Source organism: Stenotrophomonas sp. AG209 (genome assembly GCF_003550055.1).
Lineage (GTDB): Bacteria > Pseudomonadota > Gammaproteobacteria > Xanthomonadales > Xanthomonadaceae > Stenotrophomonas.
This window is the reverse complement of sequence record NZ_QXDB01000001.1, coordinates 238589-254742: the sequence shown is the minus strand read 5'-3', so window position 1 is coordinate 254742 and position 16154 is coordinate 238589. Positions and strand designations below refer to the sequence as shown.

The following is a 16154-nucleotide window of genomic DNA, read 5'->3' as shown; positions in this document are numbered from 1 at the left end:
GGGCGATCAGGGCGACATTATGCCGCCCCGAACGTCCATCGGCGATTCAGCCGCCGGAGCCCGGCAGCTTGCCGTACAGCACCTGGCCACGGAAGCCACGACGCACTTCGCGGTACAGCGCGCGGAACGCCGGATAGTCCTGCGGCTGGCACAACGCCTCCGGGCCGCGCACCGCGTTCTGCTGCAAGCGGTGGTGCACGATCACGTCCTGGCCCTCGCGACTCCAGTCCACCCGATACTCACCGGCGGCGTTGGTGAAACGCTGGCTCGCCGGGATGGCGATGATCGGTGCATTGGCCGGGAACTGCAGGCGGTAGGTTTCCTCGCGCAGGCTGGCATTGCAGTAGAACGGCGTCTCGTTGGCCGGCGCCGAGGCGGTGGCGTACAGCCCACGTACCGACTCGCCACCCGGCGGGTCCGGAACGGCCATGCCGCCGGCCACGCTGAAGTCGGCGTAGTCCTCGGCCTGGAACGCCATGCGGTAGCCGAACGGCCGGGTCAGGTCGACCGGCACGCCCTGGATCTGCAGCTGCCCTCGCCCGTCGAAACCGGACGCGGCCATGATCTGCTCCTCGGCGCGCGCACGGTTCTGCGCGTTGAGCTGGGAGAACTGGGCACGCATGCCGATCTCGGCGTTCTCGCCCAGCTTCGGGATCGTCTCGCCGCGCAGGTTGCCGTTGGCGTCGAAGGTGAAACGCACCTCCATCGAGGTGGCATTGCGCTGCGGCGTGTTGGCCGGGGTGCGTGCCAGCGTGGCATCGCGGGTGCGCATCACCGGTGCGCCCAGGTCACCTTCCGGCAACTGCCCGAAGCGCGCCCACGCGGTGGTCGAATCCAGGTACAGATCGAATTCGGGGATGTAGGTGATGGCGTGGTTGAAGCGGCCGAGCACCGGGATCTTCGGCAGCGTCGGGCCGCCGCCGGCACCGATCAGCACCGGCGAACTGGCGATGCCCTTGGCTGCCAGCAGCGCCTCGAGGATCGTCACATGGTCCTTGCAGTCACCATAGTGGTTGTCGAGGATGCTCTGCGCGCTATTCGGCTCCAGGCCACCATTGCCCAGGTACACCGCCACATAGCGGATGTTCTGCGCGACCCAGCGGTACAGCGCATCGGCCTGCTCGCGGCGGTCGCTGATACCGGCGGTGACCTGGTCGGCCAGCGCCTGCAGTTCCGGCGTGACCTGCGCGGCAGGGCCGGCCTTGAGCTGGTAGGCGCGACCCATCTGCGACCAGTCACGATAGGTGCTCGCCATGATGTTCGGGCCAAACTCCCAGCCCGCCGCCGACCAGTTCTGTGCTGGCATGGCTTCGCGCCGCTGGTAGCGCCAGCGCCACTGTGCCTGTCCGTTCTTCACCGTTGGGCGATCACTGCCCTGCACGCCGCGGCTGTCGACGAACATCGGCAGGTTGGCCGGCGCACTCAGGGTGACCTCGGCGTCCTCGTACTCGGTGAAGACATTGAAGGTTTCCCACAGGCCGAAGTAGCCCGGGAAGTACGGCGTGGCCTGAGTGCGGCGCACCTGGTAATACAGGCGCGTGCCCGGGGCCAGGTTCGGGAACACGATCACCCGCACCTTGCGGTCGGCATACATCGCTGCCGAAGCGCTGGAGTAGCTCTCCTGGGTGTAGATGCGGTCGGCCGGTACGTCGCGGCGCTGGCCATCGGCGGTGATGGTGTAGGCGCCAAGCACTTCCAGCGTTTCCATCTTTTCGCTGTAGCTCAGCCGCACCTGGCTGAACTGCTCGACGGAGGCCTTGGTCTTGAGCAGGACTTCGTAGGTTTCGGTCTGCACATTGCCCGCATCCGGCCGCACCTGGTAGTCGGCGCGGTAACGGACAATGCTGAAATTATTGCTGGCTTCGGTATCGCCGCTGGTGGAAGGCGGCGCCGTGGCGGGCGCGGAGGTGGCGGTGTCTGCCAGTGCCGGGCCGGCAGCCATCAGGGCTGCCAGCGCCAGTGCCAGCGCGCTTGGTACGGGGTGAAGCATGCGTCGGTTCCTTGGACGTCGTGGGGGATACGTCGGGCCTTACTTCGGCGGCGGCGGTGCCAGCACCGTGCGGTCACCGTTGTGCTCGGGCGAACTGACCACGCCGGCCGCTTCCATGGCCTCGATCAGTCGCGCTGCACGGTTGTAGCCGATCTTCAGCCGGCGCTGCACGCCGGAAATCGAAGCGCGGCGGGTCTCGGTGACCACCCGCAGCGCTTCGTCATACAACGGGTCGGACTCATCGCCGGCAGAGCTGTTCTCGGGCAGGCCGGTGGCACCGACGACCACGCCGTCGCCCATCGTCTGCACTTCGTCCAGCACGCCGTCGACATAGTCGGCCGGGCCCATCGCCTTGAGATGTTCGACCACGCGGTGCACTTCCTCGTCGGAGACGAAGGCGCCGTGCACGCGCTCGGGCATCGCGGTACCCGGCGGCAGGTACAGCATGTCGCCGTGGCCGAGCAGGGTTTCCGCGCCCGACTGGTCGAGGATGGTGCGCGAGTCGATCTTGGAGCTGACCTGGAAGGCGATGCGGGTCGGGATGTTGGCCTTGATCAGGCCGGTGATCACGTCCACCGACGGGCGCTGCGTGGCCAGGATCAGGTGGATGCCGGCCGCACGCGCCTTCTGCGCCAGGCGCGCGATCAGTTCTTCCACCTTCTTGCCGACGATCATCATCATGTCGGCGAATTCGTCGATGAAGATGACGATGAACGGCAGCGTCTCCAGCGGACGCGGCGCCTCGCCCAGTTCCGGGTTCGGCTTGAACAGCGGGTCCATCAGCGGCTGGCCGGCGTCCTGCGCTTCCTTCACCTTCTTGTTGAAGCCGGCCAGGTTGCGCACGCCCACCGCGCTCATCAGCTTGTAGCGGCGCTCCATCTCGGCCACGCACCAGCGCAGGCCGTTGGCGGCCTCCTTCATGTCGGTGACCACCGGCGCCAGCAGGTGCGGGATGCCCTGGTAGACGCTCAGTTCGAGCATCTTCGGGTCGATCATCAGCATCCGCAGGTCTTTCGGCGAGGCCTTGAACAGCAGGCTCAGCACCATCGCATTGACCGCCACCGACTTGCCCGAACCGGTGGTACCGGCCACCAGCAGGTGTGGCATGCGCGCCAGGTCGGCCACGGTGGAGCGGCCGGCGATGTCCTTGCCCAGCGCCAGAGTCAGCACGCTGGCCGACTTGTCGTATTCCTTCGAGCGCAGCAGCTCGGACAGGTAGATCATCTCGCGGGTGACATTGGGAATTTCCAGGCCGATCACCGACTTGCCCGGAATCACGTCGACCACGCGCACCGACTTCACCGACAGGCCGCGCGCGATGTCCTTGTCCAGCGAACTGATCTGGCTGACCTTGATGCCCGGCGCCGGCTCGATCTCGAAGCGGGTGATGACCGGGCCCGGGTTGGCGCCGACCACCTGGGCGTCGATGCGGAAGTCCTTCAGCTTGAACTCGATCTGCCGCGACAACGCGTCCAGGGTTTCCTTGTCGTAGCCCACCGGCTGCGGCTTGGGATCGTCCAGCAGGGCCAGCGGCGGCAGGTCCGAGCCGTCGCCGTTGACGCCACGGAACATCGGGATCTGCGTGTCGCGCTTGGCCCGGTCACTCTTCTCGATCACCGGTTCCGGGCGCGGCTCGATCTTCACCGGCTCGCGCTTGGCGCGCACCTCGGCATCGGCCTTGCGCACTTCCTGGCGCTCCTCGCGCATCACCCGGGTCTGCTGCCACTCGGTGACTTCTTCCTTCTTGCGCGCCAGCAACGGCGCCAGCGACATCACGCCGCGACCGATCTTCTCCATCACCGTGAACCAGGACAGCCCGGTGGCCAGGGTGATCGAGGCCAGCAGCAGCACCAGCACGAACAGGTTCGCGCCCAGCGCGCCGAAGCCTACCGTGAGCGAATTGCCGACCAGCTTGCCGAGGATGCCGCCGGCGCTGGAGACATCGCCACTGAACAGGCGCACATGCAGGAAGCCGGTGCCGGCGATCAGGAAACCGACCAGGCCGACCAGGCGCAGCGCCGGGTCCAGGTCGTTCTCGCCCTTGCTCTCGCGCTTGAGGCCGAACATGGCGATCCACGCCAGCGCGCCCAGCACCACCGGCAACAGGAAGGCGATGTAGCCGAACAGCTGCAGCAGCACATCGGCGATCCAGGCCCCGGCGCGGCCGCCGAGGTTGTGCACCGGTGCGACCACGCTGCCGGTGTGCGACCAGCCCGGATCCGTGGCTGAATACGTGAAAAGACTGGCCGCCAGGTACAGCAGGGCCGGCGCGATCGCGATCAGGCCCAGATCGCGCCAGAGGCGCTGGCGGCGTGGATTGTCGGTCGTCGCCGCCGCGGCCGTGCGACGTGACGCCTTGCTGTCGTCGGACTTGGAGCGTTCGGGGACCTGCTTCGCCACCTTAGACCATACCTTTGGAATGCGCTGTTAGTGATTGATAATAAATGAGACGGCGTCAGTTTTCAGTTATGCGACATCTGACAGGGCGATCAGAGGGCCGGAACCACCGCTGGATGACGGCGTTCTGTTCATCGGCTTGAATCGCCCTGCCCCAGCCGCCACTCTATGACCAGCCACGGATGCTGCGCAAACATCGCCAGCGCCTTGTCCCATCTACCTTTTCGCGAGTCTACATGAGCACCAGCCTGCCCTCCCGCCACCAGCGCCTCGTCATCCTCGGTTCCGGCCCGGCCGGTTGGACCGCCGCCGTCTACGCCGCCCGCGCCAACCTGAAGCCGGTTGTCATCACCGGCCTGCAGCAGGGCGGCCAGCTGATGACCACCACCGAGGTGGACAACTGGCCGGGCGACGTCCATGGCCTGATGGGCCCGGACCTGATGGCGCGCATGCAGGCCCACGCCGAGCGCTTCGAGACCGAGGTCATCTTCGACCACATCCACACCGCCGACGTGTCGCAGCGCCCGTTCAAGCTGATCGGCGACAGCCACGAGTACACCTGCGATGCCCTGATCATCGCCACCGGCGCCACCGCCAAGTACCTGGGCATCCCGACCGAGGACGAGTTCAAGGGCCGCGGCGTGTCCGCCTGCGCCACCTGTGACGGCTTCTTCTACCGCGACCAGGACGTGGTCGTGGTCGGTGGCGGCAATACCGCCGTGGAAGAGGCGCTGTACCTGTCCAACATCGCCCGCAAGGTCTACCTGGTCCACCGCCGCGACACCCTCAAGGCGGAAAAGATCATGCAGGACAAGCTGTTCAAGAAGGTGGCCGAAGGCAAGATCGAGACCGTCTGGCACCACCAAGTGGAGGAAGTGCTGGGCAACGACGCCGGCGTGACCGGCGTGCGCGTGAAGTCCACCCTGGACGGCAGCACCCGCGACATCGACGCCCACGGCTTCTTCGTGGCCATCGGCCACCACCCGAACACCACCCTGTTCGACGGCCAGCTGGCGATGAACAACGGCTACCTGGAAATCCGCTCGGGCCTGGGCGGCAACGCCACCCAGACCTCGGTGGAAGGCGTGTTCGCCGCCGGCGACGTGGCCGACCAGCACTACCGCCAGGCGATCACCTCGGCCGGCTTCGGCTGCATGGCCGCACTGGATGCCGAGCGTTACCTGGACGCGCAGGGCAAGGCCAGCTGAGTCGCTGACCTGCTTCTGTAGCGTCGAGCCATGCTCGACCCAGACCAAAGGCCGGCGCGAAAGCGCCGGCCTTTGTACTTTCAGTAGTGCCAGGCCACGCCTGGCGGACCGATGCCAGCCTTCACGCCCGCACGCACGCCTGCGAGAACTCGACCGGTGCCGTGGCAACGCCATCCGCGTCGCGCAGTACAGCACTCCAGCGCGCGACACCCGGGTCTGGGCCATTGCAGGCGAGATTGATGGTCAGCGGTTTGGCAGGGTCATCGAACGTCGTCGCCGATGGCGTGCATGCGCCTTCCCCCGAACAGGAGGCCAGTGAGAGCTCCACAGACAACGGATACTGAGGATTCCCGGCATAGCCCAGTTCAATGTCCCGGGCCGCCTGGATCGGCACGTCGGTATCCGGCACCGGACGCAGTGCCAGGGGCTCGCAGGTCTTTCCTGTTGCCCACAGGCGATAGCCCTTCTCCACGCCTTTCATGGACGCCGAGCGGAAGACGGGGTCCTGCAATGCCTTGGCATCCTCCGGATTCGTGTGAAATGCCGTCTCTACGATGATCGATGGCATGTGCGCCTCGCGGTTCTCCCCTTTGTTCAGCGCGTGCGGAGCAGGAGCCACGGTGAACGCCCCATACTCAGGTAGCGAGTGAATCAGCTCCTTCATCGAGCACAGGACACTCTGTGCAAGGGCAGCATCCATCGGCCTACCAGGTTGCACGATCACACGAGTGCCGCGTGCCGCCCCCGAGGGTTCTCCATTGCTGTGCAGATGAATCGCTACCTCAGCGCCGTGGTGGTTTGCGAGCAGCGGCCGACTATTGATGTCTTCACGCTCCTCCCGATCCCAAAGCGCACTGCCTGCGTACGTATTCCATATCTTTGTCTCGGCCGGATACTGCTCCGCAATTGCGTAGCGCGCAGCTATGGTCCACCACTCTTCACCACTCTGCGGATGAGTCGACCCCGTGATCTGAACGCGCGGACGGACGACAGGCATTTGGCTCCTTTGCTCGATCACCGCCTTCAGGTCCGCGGCGTACGACGGAGTCAACAACCCCTCGGAGACGCCATTCCATTCATCTCTCGAGGTCACCCACCGGTTGTCCTTGTAGCTATAGAAATACCCATGTCCGGCTGCGACAAATGCCATCCCGGAACCAGTCGCCCCACGCATCCGCCGCAGCGCCTCTCCCGCCTCCCGCGCCGCGTCGTCCGCAGCCTTTATCTCGGGAAAGTAGTATTCGATCTCTTTCCCGTCATACAGAAAAACGACACGACTGAACGGCGCCGCCTGCTCGGCCCAATGCAGTAGTCCAAAACTGATCTCGCTTCGCTGATCCTCGAACGACGGTCCGTAATCGGCAGGAAGGAAGACCCGATCCAGCGCTACGGTCACTACACCGTTGGCGATATCTGCTGACACCTCAACCCGGTGACTGCGCGCCTGGCCATCCACGAGACGAACGCGCCCCAGAATATCGCGCGCCTTCTGGGTCAAGAGGATGTCGAGCCCAGTGTCCTGCCCCATCGCAGGAGGAGCATCAACGGCCTGCGCGGGGCTGATCAACAGTCCGCTGCCCAAAAGAGACAGCAGGACAGAAAGGGATCCAAGGCGAATTTTCTGGTTCATTTTGGCTACTCCATGCAAAGAGTGAATGCACCGCTCCAGCGGCGCAGCTCACTCTGCCCCTGTGCATTCAGGCATTCCGCAACCAAGCGCACACGAATGGAGAATTCAAATTTTCCTCACCCCCAACCGGAACAAACCAACCCAGGCCCGCCAACACCGTTCGCGATCCACCTGGCCTATCCTTGCCAACCATGCCCTCCGCCCGCTTCCTCGACTCCCTGCAGTCCATTCCCGCCACCGACTGGGATGCCCTGCACGACGGCCAGAACCCGTTCGTCAGCCATGCCTTCCTGTCTGGCCTGGAACAACACGGCTGCCTGCGCGAGGACTGGGGCTGGCAGCCCCGGCACTTCACGCTATGGGAGGGCGACCGCCTGATGGGCGCCATTCCGGGTTACCTGAAGACCAACTCCCACGGCGAGTTCGTGTTCGACCACGCCTGGGCCAACGCCTATGCCCGGCATGGCCGTGACTACTACCCGAAATGGCTGGGCGCGGTGCCGTACTCGCCGGTCACCGGCCCGCGCCTGCTGGCCCGTCACGATTCAGAACGCGCCGCGCTGCTGTCGGCGTTGCGTGCTGCGCTGCCGGCACTGGACGTGTCCTCGGCCCATATCAATTTCCACACCGCGGGCGACGAGGCGCAGTTCGGCGATGACTGGCTGCTGCGCGAGGATGTGCAGTTCCAGTGGCAGAACCCGGGTGAGTGGGCGACGTTCGATCAGTTCCTCGGCGCGATGAACCACAAGCACCGCAAGAACATCCGCCAGGAACGGGCCAAGGTCACCCGCCAGGGCATCACCTTTCGCGTGGTGCATGGCGACGAGGCCAGCCGCGCCGACCTGCAGGCGATGTACCGCTTCTACCTGCAGACCTTCCTCGAATACGGCAACGCCCCGGCGCTGACCGAGGCCTTCCTGCGCCATCTGGCCATTTCATTGGGGCGCGGGCTGGTGCTGTTCCTGGCCGAGCAGGAGGGCCAACCGATTGCCGGTGCACTTTGCCTGCGCGGTGGCGACACGCTTTACGGCCGCTACTGGGGTGGCGCTACCCTGCCCGGCCTGCACTTCGAGGCCTGCTATTACCAGGGCATCGAATACTGCCTGCGAGAGGGGCTGACCCGTTTCGAGCCCGGAGCGCAGGGCGAGCACAAGCTGGCACGCGGCTTCCTGCCTACGCTGGTGCGCAGCCGGCATTGGGTGGCCGACACGGAGTTCGCCGAGGCGCTGCAGGACTGGTGCCGACAGGAGCGGCGCGATGTGCGGCGCTACCAGCAGGAGCTGCAGGGGCATGGGCCGTTCCGCGTAGAGCCGTAGCGGAAAAGCGTGCCAACCAAGGTTGGCACCTACCAAGGCGTCCGACCGAGGCAAGATCGGCACCCACCAGGCCATAGGGTTGGCGTTTACCAGCGCGATGGCGAGTGCGCTGCGCTCAGGTGCACTGCCAGAAGTGCCCACTCACCCGGCACGTCGCGCACCAGAACGTGTAGAGCATGCCGCCACTGCCCCACAGCAGCGTGCCCTCACGCGTGGTCGGCAGCGTCGAATCAAGCTGCATCACGAAGGGCATCTCCTCGCCGCAATCGATGCACGCCGGGTACCAGGCACTCTGCACCCAGCTGGGCGCACCGCCCACGCGTGACAGGTTCTGCCGATGATTGGACTGGCCCCAGTCCTGTTGCTGCCAGCGCACGCTTTCCAGCGCCACAAGTCCCACCTCGGCCTGCATCAGGTCGCCGCTGTCGGTGGGCGTGTTCGGCACCTCGCGGTACTGGCTGGGATGGCAGCCGGGCAGGCCCTCGCCGTCGTGGCGATAGAAGCGCACCGGCGGCTCCTCCCAGCCGCAGCAGTCCAGGCACAGGCCCAGCGTGATCTCGCCCGCTGCACCCGGCTGCAGCGCGGCAGCGTCGGTCTGCAGCAGGCGCTGCAGCGGCGCATGGCAGCTGCCACACAGCGCTTCCAGTGGTCCACCCATGTGGCCGGCGTGCTGTACCTGCCCACCATTCCAGGTCGGATGCAGGCGCCAGATGCGTTTGCGCCAGCTCGGCTCGTCGGCCTGCTGTGCGCGATGCTGCGCTCGACCGAAGCGGATGTGCAGCGGCTTCTGGTCATGCAGGTGGCGCGGCCGCGCACCGTTGGCCACGCCGGCCCAATGCGCCCAGACCTCGGGGTCCAGCTGCCCCCAGTCGGCGAGGTATCCGCGGGCCACCGGGTAGCTGTCCGGCTGTGTGGCGAGCAGCAGTACCCTGGCCCGCGCCATCTCACGATCGTCCCCGGCCTCGGCCAGGGCCTGCGCCCACTGCGCGGCCACCTCGGCTGGCAGGTCCCGCCATACCTGCGAGGCCAGCTGCAACTCGTCTTCAGTGGCCAGCGCCAGCAATGCCTCCCAGTCGTCCTGCAGCACCTGCGGCGCCTGGTAGCTGGCGAATTCGATCACGCTGGCCAGCAGTTCTCCGCGCTCGCCATCCCGATAGCGCCGCCATGCATCGGCAGCGACCGCGGGCACCGCCTCGTCCGGCAACAGGTCCAGCGCCATGTCGAGGAAGGCCGAGCCGGGCGAGCGTCGCGCCACGGCCTGCAGCATCAACTCACCCAGTTGGCGCGGATGCTCGGCGGCCAGCGACAGCAGCATGCCCTGGCTGTCGTTGCGCGTGCGCGGGGTGTCATGCAGGTCGAGGATGGCTGAGATCGGGTCGCTCATTCGCAGGCTCCTTGCCGTTGGATGCTGATGGTGCCAGACATCACCGATCACCACGGCGAATACAATGCCAGCATGACCCGCCAGCTGCCCTGGCGCCTGGCCGATGCGCCGGACGCTCCGTTCCCCCCGGCCGAGACGGCCCTGCGCCAGCCCGACGGCCTGCTGGCAGTGGGCGGCGACCTGCATCCGGCACGCCTGCTCAATGCCTACGCCGGCGGCATCTTTCCATGGTTCAGCGAGGGCGAGCCGATCCTGTGGTGGTCGCCCGACCCGCGCATGGTGTTCCGTACCGATGGCGTGCATCTGTCCAGCCGCTTCCGGCGCCAGTTGCGCGGCAGCACATGGGAGGTCACCGCCGACACTGCCTTCAGCCGGGTGATGCGCGCCTGTGCGGCGGCACCTCGCCCTGGCCAGGACGGCACCTGGATCAGCCCCGACATGGTCGAGGCCTACAGTCAGTTGCACGACCTCGGTTTTGCCCACTCCTTCGAGGTCTGGGACCGGCAGACGCTGGTCGGCGGCATCTACGGGGTGGCGATCGGAACGATGTTCTTCGGCGAGAGCATGTTCAGTGGCGCCAGCGGCGGCTCCAAGATCGCCCTGGCCGCGCTGGCATCCAGGCTTCACGGCTGGGGCTGGGCGTTGATCGATGCCCAAGTGAAGAATCCGCACCTGCTGCGGATGGGCGCCGAACACCTGCCGCGCGCGGCGTTTCTGGAGCACGTCCGCCACGCGGTGCGCCATGACGGCCGTGAAGGCCCGTGGACACAGGCGGTCGGACGCTTGCCGGCACGGCGTTTGGCCGGGGGTTAACACAAACTTTGCAAGCTGGACCCGTCACGCGTAAAATACCGCGCCTTAGGCCCAGCGTGGCCGTTTTCTGAACCGCACAGGACTACATGTCGAAAGACGATTCCATCGAGTTCGAGGGCACCGTCAGCGAGACGCTGCCGAACACCACTTTCCGCGTTCGTCTGGAAAATGGGCACGAAATCATCGCCCACATCTCCGGCCGCATGCGCAAGAACTACATCCGCATCCTCACCGGTGACCGGGTCAAGGTTGAAATGACCCCGTACGACCTGACCAAGGGTCGTATCACCTACCGCATGAAGTAAGCGGTCGGCGCGTTGCGCCACTTCGACAAGGCCAGCCCTGGTTGCTGGCCTTTTGTCATGCCTGCAATCTGGCCCTGCCGGAGGTCATCGTGACCGAACTCACCGTGACGTCGGTCAGCCCTGCTTGCGGCAGATTCGCATCTGCATCCGTGGCGGCATCGTGGGACCCGATCCAGTCCGGATCGCCATCCCCCTGCCCCGCCATGAACATGCTCCCGCTAACCACTCTGCTCGTCGCCGTTGTCGCGTCCACCAGCGCACTGCCCGCGCGCGCCGCCGACACCCCTTCCGCCGCCAGTGACTGCGTCCAACTGGGCAGCGATCAGCAACTGGTGCGCGCCGGCGCGTCGCGCAACATCCTGCTACGCAATGGCCAGGACCACTACGTCGTGCATTTCCAGGACGACTGCTCGGCAGCGGGCTACTCGCGGAAACTGAGCTTCTCCACGGACGGCCAACAGGGCCTGCTGTGTGCCGCTGGGCGCAGCCAGCTGCACACCGACTCCAGCCGCTGCACCGTGGCGCAGATCGAGCCTGTCGACGAGGCCACCTTCAAGAAGAAGGCCCGCCAGCGCAGCCGCTGACGGCGCATATGACGCATATGACAAGGGGGGCCGAAGCCGCCCTTGTCATGAAGGGCATCACCGCGCAGGCGCAACCAGTGGCAGCACCCGTGGCTGCTTATGTTGCCGCGCCAGCCAGAGATCGTAGTTGGATTGCAGCCCCATCCAGAAAGACGCCGTACTGACCCCGGCCATTTCCAGGCGAATGGCCAGATCAGGGCTGATGCCCGCCTTGCCGTTCAACACCCGCGACAATGCCACCCGCGACATTGCCAAGCGCTCGGCCGCTTCGGTCACCGAGAGATCCATCGGATCGAAGACCATTGCCTTGATCGTCTGCCCTGGATGTGGGTGGTGATGAATCATGCGCAGCCTCAGTGATAGTCCAGGTAGTCCAGCAGCTCCACGTCGCCACCGGTGAAACGGAAGGTGATCCGCCAATTCCCATTGACCCATACGGACCAATGCCCCTTCAGGTCGCCCCGCAGCTTGTGGAGGCGCAATCCAGGCATGGCGAGATCCCCGGGCGCCGAAGCCGCATCCAGGATCGACAGGATCATCAACACCCTGCTGGTGTGACTATGCCGGATCCCGCTGCTGATGCCGGAACGGTAGAGGCGCTCGAGACCCTTGTGGCGAAAGCCGATGATCATCACTGTATCCCGTATCGTTGCGCGATACAAATGAAGCAACACCCCATCGCGCTCACGGAACAGCATCGATGCCTCCGCACCCTTCCAGCAAGGCCGCAGGCGACAGACCCAGAACAACAAGGGCGGCCGAAGCCGCCCTTGTCATTTCAGGTCCACCGGGCCAGGCCCGGTGTCAGCTCACTCCACAGTCGCCGGCAGCAGGCGCTCCGGTTCGGCCTGGGTCTCGACCACCAGCTCGTCGTCGCGGACATCGATGTTCACCTTGCCGCCGTTGACCAGCTTGCCGAACAGCAGCTCGTCGGCCAGCGGACGCTTGATCTTGTCCTGGATCACGCGGGCCATCGGGCGCGCACCCATCAGCGGGTCGAAGCCGTGGTGGGCCAGCCAGTCGCGTGCGGTCGGGGTGGCCGACAGGCTGACGTGCTTGTCCTGCAGCAGCATCTCCAGCTCGATCAGGAACTTGTCGACTACGCGCAGGATGTGCTCGAAGCCCAGCGCCTGGAACTGCACCACCGCGTCGAGGCGGTTGCGGAATTCCGGGGTGAAGCTGCGGCGGATGGTCTCCATCGCGTCGGTGGCATGGTCCTGCTTGGTGAAGCCGATCGAGCGCCGCGAGGCCTGCGCCGCGCCGGCATTGGTGGTCATCACCAGCACCACGTTCTTGAAGTTGGCCTCACGACCGTTGGTATCGGTCAGCACGCCGCGGTCCATCACCTGCAACAGGATGTTGAAGATGTCCGGGTGCGCCTTCTCGATTTCGTCCAGCAGCAGCACGCAGTGCGGCGTCTTGACGATCTTCTCGGTCAGCAGGCCGCCCTGGTCGAAGCCAACGTAGCCCGGAGGCGCACCGATCAGGCGGCTGATCGAATGCGGCTCCATGTACTCGGACATGTCGAAGCGGACCAGCTCGATGCCCAGCTGCAGCGCCAGCTGCTTGGTCACCTCGGTCTTGCCGACACCGGTCGGGCCGGCGAACAGGAAGTTGCCGATCGGCTTTTCCGGATTGCCCAGGCCGGAGCGTGCCAGCTTGATCGCCGAGGACAGCGTCTCGATGGCCGGGTCCTGGCCGAAGATCACCATCTTCAGGTTGCGCTCCAGGTGCTGCAGCACATCCTTGTCGGTGGCGCTGACCTGCTTGGTCGGGATGCGCGCCATCTTGGCGACGATCGCCTCCACTTCCTCGACGTCGATCAGCTCCTTGCGCTGGCCTTCCGGCAGCAGGCGCTGACGGGCACCCGCCTCATCGATCACGTCGATGGCCTTGTCCGGCAGCAGGCGGTCGCCGATGTGCTTCACCGACAGGTCCACGGCCGCCTGCAGCGCTTCGTCGGAATAGGTCACGCCGTGGTGCAGTTCGTACTTGGACTTCAGCCCCTGCAGGATCTCGTAGGTCTCGCCAACGGTCGGCTCGACGATGTCGATCTTCTGGAAGCGGCGGGCCAGCGCCCGATCCTTCTCGAAGATGCCACGGTATTCCTGGAAGGTGGTCGAGCCGATGCAGCGCAGCTCACCGGAGGCCAGCGCCGGCTTGATCAGGTTGGAGGCATCCATGGTGCCTCCCGACGCCGAACCGGCACCGATGATGGTGTGGATCTCGTCGATGAACAGCACCGCATTGGGCACCTTCTTCAGCGCGGTCAGCACGCTCTTCAGGCGCTTCTCGAAGTCGCCACGGTACTTGGTGCCAGCCACCAGCGCGCCCAGGTCGAGCGAATAGATCACCGCGTCGGCCAGCACGTCGGGCACCGAGCCCTCGACGATGCGGCGGGCCAGGCCCTCGGCAATCGCGGTCTTGCCCACGCCGGCCTCACCCACGTACAGCGGGTTGTTCTTGCGGCGGCGGCACAGGACCTGGATGGTGCGCTCGATCTCATCGGCACGGCCGACCAGCGGGTCGATGCGACCGGCCCGGGCCTGTTCGTTGAGGTTGCTGGCGAACTCGGTCAGGGCATCGCCCTTCGGCTCACCCTCCCCGCCTTCCATGCGGCTCTCGCCCTCGGAGGAAGAGGACGGCTGCTCGCCCTCCTCACCCAGCTTGGCGATGCCGTGGGACAGGTAATTGACCACATCCAGCCGGGTCACGTCCTGCTGGTTGAGGTAATAGACGGCGTGCGAGTCCTTTTCGCCGAAGATGGCGACCAGCACGTTGGCGCCGGTGACCTCCTTCTTGCCCGAGGACTGCACGTGGTACACGGCCCGCTGCAGCACGCGCTGGAAGCCCAGGGTCGGCTGGGTATCGCGGCCGTCATCTTCGGCCAGGCGGGACACGGAAGCCTCGATGGCCTGCTCCAGCTCCTGGCGCAGGCGTTCGGCGTCGGCACCACAGGCCTTCAGTACGGCCTGGGCGGACGGGTTGTCGAGCAGTGCCAACAGCAGGTGTTCGACCGTCATGAACTCATGCCGGGCCTCACGGGCGCGCTTGTAGCACTGGCCGATGGTGTGTTCGAGGTCTTTGCTGAACATGGATTACTCCGGCGGCAGATGGGGACAATATGCGGCCTGACTACGCGATTTCCATCACCCTAGCGGATTGCTGCGTTCAGATGGCGTTAGCAGTGCGAATCGCTTGATCTTCATTCACTCCAGGACAGCCCACCCAGCATGAGCGAACCCTACCTGAGCCGCTGGCGATTGCGGCGTGATGGCCCGGCCATCGAAACGCCCCATGCCCAGCTCTGGCCGGTGCTGACCGCCGCCGGCGAACCGGCGATGCTGAAGGTCAGCAGCGAAACCGAAGAGCAGAACAGCCATCGCCTGCTGCGCTGGTGGGACGGTGACGGCGCCGCCCGCCTGCTGGCCCACGAGGGACCGGCGATCCTGATCGAGCGTGCCGGCGGCGACTCGCTGCGGCAACGTTCGATCGACGGCGACGATGACGCCTGCACCACCCTCCTTTGCCAGGTCCTGCAGCGGCTGCACCGGCCACGGAGCGCGCCGCCAGACGACCTGGTCTGCCTGCGTAGATGGTTCGTCGACCTGCTGCAGCCAAGGGCGGCGCTGCCACCACTGCTGGAACAGTGCAGATCGCTGGCGGAAGGCCTGCTGCAGGAAGAACGCGAGATCCGGCCGCTGCACGGCGACCTGCATCACGACAACGTGCTGGATTTCGGCGCGCGTGGCTGGCTGGCGATCGACCCGAAGCGGCTGCTGGGCGACCGCGCGTTCGATTACACGACGATGTTCAGCAATCCGGACCTGTGCGGTGCCGGCATCCATGTGGCCACCCGGCCCGAGCGCTTTGCCGCCCGTTTGGAACAGGTCAGCGCACTGGCCGGCCTGGAGCGCACGCGCCTGCTGCGCTGGATCGCGGCCAGCACGGCGCTGTCGGCAGTGTGGTTCAGGGATGACGGCGACCCGGCCGACGTGGACGAGGCGGTGGCGCGGATGGCGCTGGAGGCGCTGGCGGAGGGGTGAGCCAGGGTTCTGGTAGATGCCCACCTTGGTGGGCACGGCCGCCCGGGATCGATACAGGCCTCATGCTCTGGTAGGTGCCCACCCTGGTGGGCACGCCCGGCCGGTGCCGATACGCCCGGACGAGAACCGGCAGCAGGTCAGGCCTTTTCCATCGTGCACAGCAGCGGGTGCTGGTTCATCCGCGAGTATTCGTTGACCTGGGCGACCTTGGTCTCGGCCACTTCGCGGGTGAACACCCCGCAGACGCCGCGGCCGCGGGTATGGACGTGCAGCATCACCTGCGTGGCCTTGTCCAGGTCCATGCTGAAGAACTGCTGCAGCACATCCACCACGAAATCCATCGGGGTGTAGTCGTCGTTGAGCAGCATCACCTGGTAGAACGGCGGCGGCGCCACTTCCGGGCGCGCGGGCTCCACGGCAACGCCGTGCTCGTGCTGGGAATCGGGGGAGGACTCATGGGGCATCCACCCATTATAGAGGC

General features: G+C 65.9%; 13 protein-coding genes and 1 pseudogene. 6 read left to right on the top strand and 8 right to left on the bottom strand.

From position 1 onward, the window contains the following. Positions 1 to 46: 46 nt before the first annotated feature. Together DFO63_RS01150 and DFO63_RS01145 are read right to left on the bottom strand one after the other, a co-directional pair. Positions 47 to 1990 carry a DUF3857 domain-containing protein gene (locus tag DFO63_RS01150; RefSeq protein ID WP_049445353.1) on the bottom strand — a complete coding sequence of 648 codons (1944 nt, stop codon included), beginning with the start codon at positions 1988 to 1990 and terminating at the stop codon, positions 47 to 49. A 39-nt stretch (positions 1991 to 2029) separates the two neighbouring features. After that, positions 2030 to 4390, bottom strand: coding sequence for a DNA translocase FtsK (locus DFO63_RS01145; protein ID WP_049445356.1), 2361 nt, complete (start codon positions 4388 to 4390; stop codon positions 2030 to 2032). Between the two features lie 233 nt (positions 4391 to 4623). Between DFO63_RS01145 and trxB the strand changes: the two genes are divergently transcribed. Beyond that, on the top strand, positions 4624 to 5595 hold the full coding sequence (gene trxB, locus DFO63_RS01140; RefSeq protein ID WP_119006230.1) for a thioredoxin-disulfide reductase: 972 nt from the start codon (positions 4624 to 4626) through the stop codon (positions 5593 to 5595). A gap of 121 nt (positions 5596 to 5716) precedes the next feature. Here trxB and DFO63_RS01135 read toward each other — a convergent pair whose 3' ends face one another. After that, positions 5717 to 7225: an N-acetylmuramoyl-L-alanine amidase gene (locus tag DFO63_RS01135; protein WP_119006229.1), complete on the bottom strand. Its 1509-nt coding sequence runs from the start codon at positions 7223 to 7225 to the stop codon at positions 5717 to 5719. A gap of 191 nt (positions 7226 to 7416) precedes the next feature. Between DFO63_RS01135 and DFO63_RS01130 the strand changes: the two genes are divergently transcribed. Beyond that, positions 7417 to 8541, top strand: coding sequence for a GNAT family N-acetyltransferase (locus DFO63_RS01130; RefSeq protein ID WP_049445364.1), 1125 nt, complete (start codon positions 7417 to 7419; stop codon positions 8539 to 8541). Between the two features lie 115 nt (positions 8542 to 8656). Here DFO63_RS01130 and DFO63_RS01125 read toward each other — a convergent pair whose 3' ends face one another. Continuing rightward, a complete protein-coding gene (locus tag DFO63_RS01125; RefSeq protein WP_101765427.1) occupies positions 8657 to 9925 on the bottom strand; it encodes a hypothetical protein in 1269 nt (422 codons plus the stop codon). Between the two features lie 72 nt (positions 9926 to 9997). On the opposite strand from DFO63_RS01125, the pseudogene aat reads away from it, so the two are divergent. From aat to DFO63_RS01110, 3 genes and pseudogenes are all read left to right on the top strand, one after another. Next, positions 9998 to 10654, top strand: a pseudogene (gene aat / locus DFO63_RS01120) (leucyl/phenylalanyl-tRNA--protein transferase); the annotation flags it as partial. Between the two features lie 170 nt (positions 10655 to 10824). Then, positions 10825 to 11043 (top strand): translation initiation factor IF-1, encoded by a 219-nt coding sequence (gene infA / locus DFO63_RS01115; RefSeq protein WP_005409596.1) that lies wholly within the window; start codon positions 10825 to 10827, stop codon positions 11041 to 11043. Positions 11044 to 11132: 89 nt separating this feature from the next. Continuing rightward, positions 11133 to 11627 carry a hypothetical protein gene (locus DFO63_RS01110; protein ID WP_235434916.1) on the top strand — a complete coding sequence of 165 codons (495 nt, stop codon included), beginning with the start codon at positions 11133 to 11135 and terminating at the stop codon, positions 11625 to 11627. Between the two features lie 57 nt (positions 11628 to 11684). On the opposite strand, the gene DFO63_RS01105 is transcribed toward DFO63_RS01110, so the two are convergent. The 3 genes from DFO63_RS01105 to clpA form a co-directional block, all read right to left on the bottom strand. Further along, on the bottom strand, positions 11685 to 11972 hold the full coding sequence (locus DFO63_RS01105; protein WP_049445372.1) for a HigA family addiction module antitoxin: 288 nt from the start codon (positions 11970 to 11972) through the stop codon (positions 11685 to 11687). Between the two features lie 8 nt (positions 11973 to 11980). Beyond that, entirely contained in the window at positions 11981 to 12325 is a 345-nt protein-coding gene (locus tag DFO63_RS01100) for a type II toxin-antitoxin system RelE/ParE family toxin (RefSeq protein ID WP_233490860.1), read from the bottom strand. Positions 12326 to 12436: 111 nt separating this feature from the next. Beyond that, positions 12437 to 14722, bottom strand: coding sequence for an ATP-dependent Clp protease ATP-binding subunit ClpA (clpA, locus tag DFO63_RS01095; RefSeq protein ID WP_049445375.1), 2286 nt, complete (start codon positions 14720 to 14722; stop codon positions 12437 to 12439). A 138-nt stretch (positions 14723 to 14860) separates the two neighbouring features. On the opposite strand from clpA, the gene DFO63_RS01090 reads away from it, so the two are divergent. Further along, a complete protein-coding gene (locus tag DFO63_RS01090; RefSeq protein ID WP_119006228.1) occupies positions 14861 to 15673 on the top strand; it encodes an APH(6) family putative aminoglycoside O-phosphotransferase in 813 nt (270 codons plus the stop codon). Between the two features lie 137 nt (positions 15674 to 15810). Here DFO63_RS01090 and clpS read toward each other — a convergent pair whose 3' ends face one another. Continuing rightward, complete coding sequence (gene clpS / locus DFO63_RS01085) at positions 15811 to 16137, bottom strand: ATP-dependent Clp protease adapter ClpS (RefSeq protein ID WP_005416477.1); 327 nt, start codon at positions 16135 to 16137, stop codon at positions 15811 to 15813. Positions 16138 to 16154: the final 17 nt, after the last annotated feature.

Bases quoted from the DNA above. Each gene is read 5' to 3' on its own strand.
- DFO63_RS01150 (WP_049445353.1), bottom strand. From the start codon at position 1,990: ATGCTTCACCCCGTACCAAGCGCGCTGGCACTGGCGCTGGCAGCCCTG.
- trxB (WP_119006230.1), top strand. From the start codon at position 4,624: ATGAGCACCAGCCTGCCCTCCCGCCACCAGCGCCTCGTCATCCTCGGT.
- DFO63_RS01135 (WP_119006229.1), bottom strand. From the start codon at position 7,225: ATGAACCAGAAAATTCGCCTTGGATCCCTTTCTGTCCTGCTGTCTCTT.
- DFO63_RS01130 (WP_049445364.1), top strand. From the start codon at position 7,417: ATGCCCTCCGCCCGCTTCCTCGACTCCCTGCAGTCCATTCCCGCCACC.
- DFO63_RS01125 (WP_101765427.1), bottom strand. From the start codon at position 9,925: ATGAGCGACCCGATCTCAGCCATCCTCGACCTGCATGACACCCCGCGC.
- infA (WP_005409596.1), top strand. From the start codon at position 10,825: ATGTCGAAAGACGATTCCATCGAGTTCGAGGGCACCGTCAGCGAGACG.
- DFO63_RS01105 (WP_049445372.1), bottom strand. From the start codon at position 11,972: ATGATTCATCACCACCCACATCCAGGGCAGACGATCAAGGCAATGGTC.
- DFO63_RS01100 (WP_233490860.1), bottom strand. From the start codon at position 12,325: ATGCTGTTCCGTGAGCGCGATGGGGTGTTGCTTCATTTGTATCGCGCA.
- clpA (WP_049445375.1), bottom strand. From the start codon at position 14,722: ATGTTCAGCAAAGACCTCGAACACACCATCGGCCAGTGCTACAAGCGC.
- DFO63_RS01090 (WP_119006228.1), top strand. From the start codon at position 14,861: ATGAGCGAACCCTACCTGAGCCGCTGGCGATTGCGGCGTGATGGCCCG.
- clpS (WP_005416477.1), bottom strand. From the start codon at position 16,137: ATGCCCCATGAGTCCTCCCCCGATTCCCAGCACGAGCACGGCGTTGCC.